Annotated in this window: 2 protein-coding genes; both read left to right on the forward strand. The window is 69.7% G+C overall.

Annotated features, from left to right (window positions below):
* The first annotated feature begins 77 nt into the window (after positions 1 to 77).
* Complete coding sequence (locus tag ACFY00_RS28275) at positions 78 to 3,029, forward strand: helicase-related protein (RefSeq protein WP_388034405.1); 2,952 nt, start codon at positions 78 to 80, stop codon at positions 3,027 to 3,029.
* Positions 3,026 to 7,192, forward strand: a complete 4,167-nt coding sequence (locus ACFY00_RS28280; RefSeq protein WP_388034406.1) for an Eco57I restriction-modification methylase domain-containing protein — start codon at positions 3,026 to 3,028, stop codon at positions 7,190 to 7,192. Before ACFY00_RS28275 ends, ACFY00_RS28280 begins: the two co-directional genes overlap by 4 nt.
* Positions 7,193 to 7,286 lie beyond the last annotated feature (94 nt).

Below are 7,286 nucleotides of genomic sequence, written 5' to 3' on the forward strand. Positions count from 1 at the left end.
CCGACGAGCGGTCCGGCCACCGCCCCGGCCGACCCGCCCGAACGTCCCCTCCACTGCCCCGACCCCGGAAGGCCCGCATGACCACCGCCGCCCAGCCGACCCGGCAGTACGCCGTCGGCTCCCTCGTCCACGCCCGGGGCCGCGAGTGGGTCGTGCTACCGGACTCCACTCCCGACCTCCTCGTCTTGCGCCCGCTCGGCGGCGCCGACGACGACATCGCGGGCGTTCTGCCCGGCCTGGAGACCGTCGTTCCCGCCACCTTTGCCCCGCCCACTCCCTCCGACCTCGGCGACCAGCAGGCGGCCGGGTTGCTGCGCACCGCCCTGCGCATCGGCTTTCGCTCCGGCGCGGGCCCCTTCCGGTCGCTCGCCTCGATCGCCGTCGACCCCCGCCCGTACCAGCTTGTGCCGCTGTTGATGGCGCTGCGCCAGGACACCGTACGGCTGCTGATCGCCGACGACGTCGGCATCGGCAAGACGGTGGAGGCCGGGCTGATCGCCGCCGAGCTGCTGGCGCAGGGTGATGCCCGAGGCCTGGTCGTGTTGTGCTCGCCCGCCCTGGCCGAGCAGTGGCGGGCCGAGCTGTACGGCAAGTTCGGCGTCGACGCCCGTCTCGTGCTGCCCTCCACGATCGGCCGTCTGGAGCGCGAGACCCCGTACGGCCAGTCGGTGTTCCGCCCCGACGGCGCGTACGTCGTCTCCACCGACTTCATCAAGTCCCCCCGCCACCGGGAGGACTTCCTGCGGAACTGCCCCGACCTGGTGATCGTCGACGAGGCGCACTCCTGCGTCTCCGACACTACGGTCGGCGCGTCCGCCCGCTCCTCCCAGCAGCGGTACGCGCTGCTGCGGGCCCTCGCCGACCGGACCGACCGCCACCTCCTCCTCGTGACGGCCACTCCGCACAGCGGCAAGGAAGAGCCCTTCCGCCGCCTGATCGGTCTGCTCGACGACCGTCTGGCCGCCGCTCCCCTCGACACCGACGCGGGCCGCAGGCTGCTCGCCGAGTTCTTCGTGCAGCGCCGCCGCGCCGACATCCGTGAGGACTTCCAGGACGGCGCGCACTTCCCGTCCTCCCGGGACACCGCCGAGACCGCCTACACCCTGCACCGCGACTACAAGAAGCTCCTCGACGAGGTCCTGTCCTACGCCCGCGAGACCGTACGCGCGGCCGACGGCGCCCTCCAGCAGCGTCAGCGCTGGTGGTCGACCCTCGCCCTGCTGCGCACGCTGTCCTCCTCCCCGGCCGCTGCCGTGCAGTCTCTGAACACGCGCGCCGGCGTCGAGGAGGCGGACACCCCCGCCGAGGCGGACCGCACCGGAGAGCGCACCGTCTCGGACCCGGCCGACAGCTCGACCCCCGAGTCCGCGGACGCCGTACCGGGCACCCGCCTCCCCGCGGACACCGGTGCCGAGGTCGACGGCGAGGCCGACAACGGGGAGAAGGCCCGTCTGGTCTCGATGGCCGAATCGGCCAAGAAGCTCTACGGCCCGACCCGCGACGCCAAACTGAAGAAGCTGATCACCACCGTCTCCGACCTCCTCGACAAGGACTACCGGCCCATCGTCTTCTGCCGCTACATCGCGACCGCCGACTACGTGGCCGACCACCTCAAAAAAATCCTCAACAAGAAGGGCACCGAACACCCGGTCGCGGTCGCCTCCGTCACCGGCGAACTCTCGCCCGACCAGCGCGTCACCCGCATCGCCGAGCTGACCGGCGCCGACGAGGAGGGCAACCTCGCGCCGGAGCGCCGCGTGCTGGTCGCCACCGACTGCCTGTCCGAGGGCGTCAACCTCCAGGAGTCCTTCGACGCCGTCGTCCACTACGACCTCGCGTGGAACCCGACCCGCCACGAACAGCGCGAGGGTCGCGTGGACCGCTTCGGCCAGCGCACCGACGTCGTCAAGGCGCTCACTCTCTACGGCGCCGACAACCCCGTCGACGGCATCGTCCTCAACGTCCTGCTTCGCAAGCACGAGCGGATCCGCCGCGTCACCGGCATCTCCGTGCCCGTGCCGCAGGAGTCCGAGAGCGCCATGCAGGCCGTGTTCGAGGGCCTGATCCTGCGCGGCGAGCGGCCAGCGTACGAGCAGGAGGGGCTGTTCGCGCAGGAGGAGGTGGCCGAGCAGCTGGAGATCGCCTGGCAGTCCTCCGCCGAGCGGGAGAAGCGCTACCGCTCCCGGTACGCCCAGCTCACCATCAAGAAGGCCGAGGTGGCGGCCGAGGTCGACGAGGTCCGTGCCGCGCTCGGCACCGGCGAGGAGGTGCGGGACTTCACACGCCGCGCCCTGGGAGCCCTGCGCGGCATGCCCGCACCCACGAAGCAGGGCGGCTTCACCGTGCACACCGACGCCCTCCCGCAGGGCCTGCGCGACACCGTCTCGCACGCGCTCGGCCCCCGCCACCCCCGCCCGGTCGTCTTCCACGACGCCCCCAGCGCCCCGCGTGGCGAGGCCGCCCTCACCCGCACGGACCCGGTGGTCGCCGCCGTCGCCCGCTTCGTCCTGGACGCGGCCCTAGACGACGCCGGCAAGGTCCCGGAGTGGCAGCGCCCGGCGCGCCGTTGCGGAGTCATCCGTACGAAGGCCGTGGAGCGGAACACCACGCTCCTACTGGTGCGCCATCGCTTCCAGCTGAACCTGCCCGCCCGCGACGGCTCGGTGCGCGAGCAGCTCGCCGAGGACGCCCGAGTGGTCGCTTACCGCGGCAGGCCCGACGCCCCCGAGTGGCTTCCGGAGGATGAGGCCGTGGCCCTCCTCGAAGCCCGCGCCACACAGAACACCGACCCGAAGTTCGCCACCGAGCACATCGCCGAGATCCTGACCGCCCTCTCCGCGATCATGCCCGAACTGCGAGACCAGTCGGCCGAGTTGGGTCGCAACCTGGAGGCCTCGCACCGCAGGGTCCGCACCGCCTCCCGCGCCCGTCTCGCCGGCCTGAAGGTCGTCCCCCAGGGCGACCCGGACATCCTGGGCGTGTACCACTACCGCCCGGCCCCGACGTTCTCCCAGGGAGTGGGCGCATGAGCACCGCCAGAACCCTCGTCACCGACACCGTCGCCACCGTCGGCGGCCTCCTGCCATACGACCTCCTGGTCCGGATCAAGGAGGGCAAGGAGCAGACCGGCTCCAAGCCCGCCGACTACCGCCTGTACGCCAAGGGCGACTCGGTACGGGACGCCGCCGAGCGCTCCTGGGGCTATCTGCGCGGCGTGTGGGCCGCCTACCAGGACGCCCTGGCCCGCGACGGCGCCGACGCCGACCCCGGCGTGCACGCGGCCGGGGTCACCACCGAGCGCTGGCTGCTGCCCCTCTTCGAGCAGCTCGGCTTCGGCGCCCTCGCCCCCGTCCCCGCGCCCGGCCTGCCCTCCCACGACGGCGAGAAGGACTTCGAGGTCAGCCACCGCTGGGCGTACGTCCCCGTCCATCTCACCGGCTGGAACGTTCCCCTCGACACGCGTACCACTGAACTGGCCAAGCAGGCCCCCCAGTCGATGGTGCAGGAGTACCTCAACCGCTCGGCGGACTCCACCCTCTGGGGCGTCCTCTCCAACGGCCGCCAGCTGCGCCTGCTGCGGGAGTCCGCCTCCCTCACCGGTGCCGCCTTCATCGAGTTCGACCTCCAGGCGATCTTCGACGGCGACCGCTCCGACGACTTCGTCCTCCTGTGGCGCCTGCTGCACCGCACCCGCTTCGAGCCCCGCGCCGAGGGCGAGCCGGCCGCGACCTGCCCCCTGGAGAAGTGGCGTACCGAGGCCATCGACAGCGGCACCCGCGCCCTGAAGGAACTCCGCAAGGGCGTCGAGAAGGCCCTGACCGTGATCGGCACGGGCCTCATCGCCCACCCCGACAACGCCGGCCTACGCGACGCCCTGCGCACCCGCGACAAGAACGTCCGCGACGACCTCCACCCGGCCCTGCTGCGCCTCGCCTACCGCCTGCTGTTCCTCTTCGTCACCGAGGACCGCGACCTGCTCCTGCACCCCGACGCCACCGAGAAGGCACGCGAGACGTACGAGAAGTACTTCTCTACGGCCCGCCTGCGCCGCGTCGCCCGCCGCACCGGCACCCTTCACGGCGACCAGTGGCAGGCGCTGCGGCTGGTCATCAAGGGCCTCGGTACCCCCGGTGGCCGCCCCGAACTCGGACTCCCGGCGCTGGGCGGCCTTTTCGAGCCCACGGCCACGGACGCGATCCTGGACGGCCTTAGCCTGTCCAACCAGTCCCTGTACGAGGCCGTACATGCCCTGTCCGAGGTGTACGACGCCAAGCTGGGCCGCCCTCGCAAGGTCGACTACCGCCACCTCGGCGCCGACGAGCTCGGCTCGGTGTACGAGTCCCTGCTCGAACTGGAGCCGCGCCTCGGCGAGGGCAACGAGTACGTACTGGCCAAGCTGGACGGCAACGACCGCAAGACCTCCGGCTCCTACTACACCCCGTCCCCCCTCATCGACTGCCTCCTCGACTCCGCGCTCGACCCGGTCATCGAGCAGGCCGTCCGCTCCGGTACGACGAAGAAGGAGCGCGAGGACGCGCTGCTCGCTCTGACGGTGTGCGACCCAGCCTGCGGTTCCGGCCACTTCCTGGTCGCCGCCGCTCGCCGTATCGCCCGCCGCCTCGCCGAGATCCGCACGGACGATCCCGAACCGAACGCTGAGGACGTACGGCACGCGCTGCGTGATGTCATCGCGCGGTGCGTGTACGGCGTCGACCTCAACAAGATGGCCGTGGAGCTGGCCAAGGTGTCCCTGTGGATCGAGGCGATGGAGCCGGGCCGGCCCCTCACCTTCCTCGACGCCCACATCAAGCACGGCAACGGGTTGCTGGGCACGACCCCGAAGTTGCTGGCTGAGGGCCTGCCGGACGACGCGTTCAAGCCGCTGGAGGGCGACGAGCCAAAGCACGTCACCGATCTGAGGAAGCGCAACACCGCGGAGCGGACGGCGTGGAAGGTCGCGCTGCGCCACGGGGTGAACCAGGACGCGCTGTTCGCGGAGGAGGAAGTGCTGGCCGAGTCCAACGTGGAGTTCGGTGAGAAGGTCTCGGCAATCACGGGCACGAACTCGCAGGAGCTGGAGGACGTCCGGAACCAGGCCAAGGCGTATCGGGAGCTGACCACCTCCCCGGACTACATCCGGGCACTTGAGCTGGCCGACGCGTGGTGCGCGGCGTTCGTCTGGAAGAAGACGAAGACAGCGACGCCGCCCGCGCTGACCACGAAGTCCCTGCTGACTCTGCACTCCGAGGACGGCGGCGCGAGCCTGCCGGACGGCACGGTGGAGGAGGTCGTCCGGCTGCGGGAGGAGTACCACTTCTTCCACTGGCACCTGGAGTTCCCAGAGGTGTTCCGGGTTCCGGCAGATGCGAAGGCGCCGGGAGTGGACGAGCGGACCGGGTGGAAAGGCGGGTTCAGCTGTGTGCTGGGGAATCCGCCGTGGGAGACCCTTGAGTTCAAGACGGAGGAGTACTTCGCCACTGTCGCCCCGGAGATTGCCAAGGCCGCGAACCAGGCGGCACGGCAGACCCTGATTGGCAAGCTCGCCGAGAGCGAGGACGAGGCGGACCGGGAGCTGCACGCCGAGTACATCGCCGACAAGCGGCTGTCCGACGGCTTCGCTCATCTCGCGCGCTGGTCGGGTCGGTTCCCGCTGGCCGCGCGGGGCAAGCTGAACACGTATCCGCTGTTCGCGGAGGCGGCGTCGCACGGAATCGCCCTGCGAGGGCGGTTCGGGCTGGTCCTGCAGACGGGCATCGCCACGGACGCAACGACGGCACCGTTCTTCTCCGACCTGGTGCGCTCGAAGCGGCTGGTGTCGTTCCTGGACTTTAAGAACGAGGCGTGGGTGCTGAGTCGGGACGTGCACCACTCGACGCGCTTCTGTCTGCTCACGGTCACTGGCCGGGAGGAGCAGGTCCGGGAGGCTTCTTTCGCGTTCGGGACCTGGTACATGGAGGACCTGCCTGCGCGCCAGTTCACCATGCCGCTGGAGGAGATCCTGCTGGTTAACCCGAACACCGGGAACCTCCCGGTCTTCGAATCCCGGCGCGACGCGGAGATCACCTTCGGTGTCTACAGCCGAGTCCCGGTTCTACTCAAGGAGCCGGACGAATACGGCAGGGGCGGCAGCAACCCCTGGGGGCTGACCTTCCGGCAGGGCCTGTTCAATATGGCCTCCGACTCCCACCTGTTCCGGGGCAGGCAGGAACTGGCGGACGCTGGCTGGCAGTTGACGGGCAACGTCTTCACGCGCGTCGACGAAGAGGGAAAGACGCGCCGCTATCTCCCGCTGTACGAGGCGAAGATGCTCCACCATTTCGACCACCGCCTCGGCACGTACGAGGGCCAGACTCAGGCCCAGGCCAACGTCGGCACGCTCCCGCGCGTGACGCCGGAACAGCACGACGATCCTGACTTCGCCCCGATGCCCCGGTACTGGGCGCCGGAGCAGGATGTGGACTCCGGCAAGCGGAACAAGAAGGGTAACCGGATCATGTGGGCGGGGGTGGAGACGCGGCTGGCGGACAAGGAGTGGTACGAGGACTGGCTGTTGGGGTGGCGTGATATCTGCCGAACCTCGGATCGCCGAACCATGATCAACACTGCTCTGCGTCGCACTGCCGTTCCTGACGGCACGTTGCTGATGTTGCCTTTCTTCGGCAATCCTGCACTGCTCCAGGCGGCGCTGTCCTCGTACGTGCTCGACTTCGTGGCGCGTCAGAAGTTCAGCGGTACACACCTGAAGTTCTTCACTGCCTACCAGCTTCCAGTGCCCAGCCCTGAGACGGGTGACCAGCCGTGTCCATGGAGCAGCGGCGAAACGGTGGCGGAGTGGGTTGCTTCAAGAGTGGCTGAACTTGCCTATACCGCTTGTGACATGGCGGCCTTCGCCAGGGCGGTCGGCGTGGCAGGACGCCCGTTCCGGTGGGATGAGGAGCGGCGCGGATTGCTGCGTGCAGAGCTGGACGCGGCCTTCTTCCACCTCTATGGACTGGCTCGCGATGACGCGGAGTACGTCATGGATGCGTTCTCCCGCCTCAAGAGCGACGAGGAGGCCACCCACGGTAGATACCGCACCAAGGACCTCATCCTTGACGTCTATGACCGCATGGATGAGTCCCGGGCAACCGGCGACGAGTACCGAACCGTTCTGGACCCGCCGCCGGGCAAGGGCCCGCGTCATGAAGTCTGAGAGGGCGTTAAGTCCTGTTTTTAATGGTTCGGCATCGCTCGATCGTGGGGTCGGCTGCAGTTCCGGGGCGGCTGCCGGATCGGGGGTGGTGCCA

The organism is Kitasatospora sp. NPDC001540 (genome assembly GCF_042894345.1).
GTDB lineage: Bacteria > Actinomycetota > Actinomycetes > Streptomycetales > Streptomycetaceae > Kitasatospora > Kitasatospora phosalacinea_C.